This is a genomic window from Formivibrio sp. oc-25 (assembly GCF_055810895.1).
Window position 1 is genome coordinate 1 of record NZ_JBVVOL010000076.1, and the last position, 2035, is coordinate 2035.

Here is a 2035-nt window from a genome sequence, read left to right on the forward strand (position 1 = left end):
GCCTTGTGATACACCTCGGCCCCCTTCTGCACGAACTCGATCGACTTGGCTTCCATGCCTTTCTTGAGCGCATCTTCTTCGCTCAATCCCTGGCTGGCAGCAAAGTCGCGCACGTCCTGCGTGATCTTCATCGAGCAGAAATGCGGGCCGCACATCGAGCAGAAATGCGCGATCTTGGCGCCTTGCGCCGGCAAGGTTTCGTCGTGGAATTCGCGCGCGCGGTCCGGGTCGAGGCCGAGGTTGAACTGGTCTTCCCAGCGGAATTCGAAGCGCGCCTTCGAGAGCGCGTTGTCGCGGATCTGCGCGCCCGGATGGCCCTTGGCCAGGTCAGCCGCATGCGCAGCCAGCTTGTAGGTGATGATGCCTTCCTTCACGTCGGCCTTGTTCGGCAAGCCGAGGTGTTCCTTCGGTGTGACGTAACACAGCATGGCGCAGCCGTACCAGCCGATCTGCGCCGCGCCGATGGCCGAAGTAATGTGGTCGTAACCGGGGGCGATGTCGGTGGTCAGCGGGCCCAGCGTATAGAACGGCGCTTCGTGGCACCACTCCAGCTCCAGATCCATGTTCTCCTTGATCAGCTGCATCGGCACATGGCCCGGACCTTCGATCATCACCTGCACATCGTGCTGCCAGGCAATCTGCGTGAGTTCGCCCAGCGTCTTGAGTTCGCCCAGTTGCGCTTCGTCATTGGCATCCCAGACCGAACCGGGGCGCAGGCCATCGCCGAGGCTGAAGGCCACATCGTAGGCCTTCATGATTTCGCAGATTTCGGCAAAGTGGGTGTAGAGGAAGTTCTCTTTATGGTGTGCCAGGCACCACTTGGCCATGATCGAGCCCCCGCGGGAAACGATGCCGGTCATGCGGTTGGCCGTGAGCGGCACGTACTTCAATAGCACGCCGGCATGGATGGTGAAGTAGTCCACCCCTTGTTCGGCTTGCTCGATCAGCGTGTCCTTGAAGATTTCCCAGGTCAGGTCCTCGGCCTTGCCATCAACCTTTTCCAGCGCTTGGTAGATCGGCACCGTGCCAATAGGTACCGGCGCATTGCGGATGATCCATTCGCGCGTTTCATGGATGTTCTTGCCGGTGGACAAGTCCATGATCGTGTCGGAGCCCCAGCGGATACCCCAGGTCATCTTCTCGACTTCTTCGCTGATGCTGGAAGTCACCGCCGAGTTGCCGATGTTGCCGTTGATCTTCACCAGGAAATTGCGGCCGATGATCATCGGCTCGGCTTCCGGGTGGTTGATGTTGTTGGGGATGATGGCGCGACCGGCGGCGATCTCGCTGCGCACGAATTCCGGCGTGATGGTTTCGGGAATGTTGGCACCATGGTTCTGGCCCGGATGCTGGCGCAGCATCATCGCCGCCATCTTCTCGCCCTTGGCACCGAGTGCCTTGAGCGAAGCGATGTACTGTTCGCGTTGCAGGTTTTCGCGAATCGCCACGTATTCCATTTCTGGCGTGATGATGCCTTGGCGGGCGTAGTGCATCTGCGTCACGTTCTTGCCGGGCTGCGCACGGCGCGGCTTGCGCGTGAGCTCAAAACGCAGATCGTCCAGACTCTTGTCGGCTTCGCGCATGCGGCCGTAGTCGGAAGTCAGAGCCGGCAGGATTTCGGTATCGGCACGCTCTTCAATCCATGCCGCGCGAATGGGGGCCAGCCCCTTGCGCACATCGATCTTCACGTCCGGATCGGTGTAGGGGCCGGAGGTGTCGTAGACGTAGATGGCAGGATTTTTCTCGCCACCGAAGGCATCCGGGGTGTCGGTCTGGCTGATCTCGCGCATCGGCACGCGGATATCCGGGCGCGAGCCGGTCACGTAGACCTTGCGCGAGTTGGGGAAAGGCTGGACGGACGCCTCGTCGACAGACGCGGTGCTGGCCAGGAATTCTGCGGGCTTGTTCATGCTGCTCTCCAGTGTGTAGCAGCAGGGAGAGCAAAAGTCAGGTTTGCTCGCTTCCCTGCGCCGGTATTAACCGTATCAGGTTCGAAGGGACTCTCTCATCCGCGCAACGCGCGGAACCCCTAGCG

The 2035-nt window shown here is 60.7% G+C and carries 1 protein-coding gene and 1 riboswitch; the gene reads right to left on the reverse strand.

Going from position 1 to position 2035, the window contains the following annotated elements:
• Nucleotides 1–1910, reverse strand: a 1910-nt coding sequence (gene thiC, locus AC0KVQ_RS16350; protein ID WP_473422258.1) for a phosphomethylpyrimidine synthase ThiC, incomplete at its 3' end; no start/stop codon positions are given.
• Nucleotides 1911–1945: 35 nt separating this feature from the next.
• Nucleotides 1946–2035, reverse strand: a riboswitch (TPP riboswitch). This riboswitch is flagged as partial in the annotation.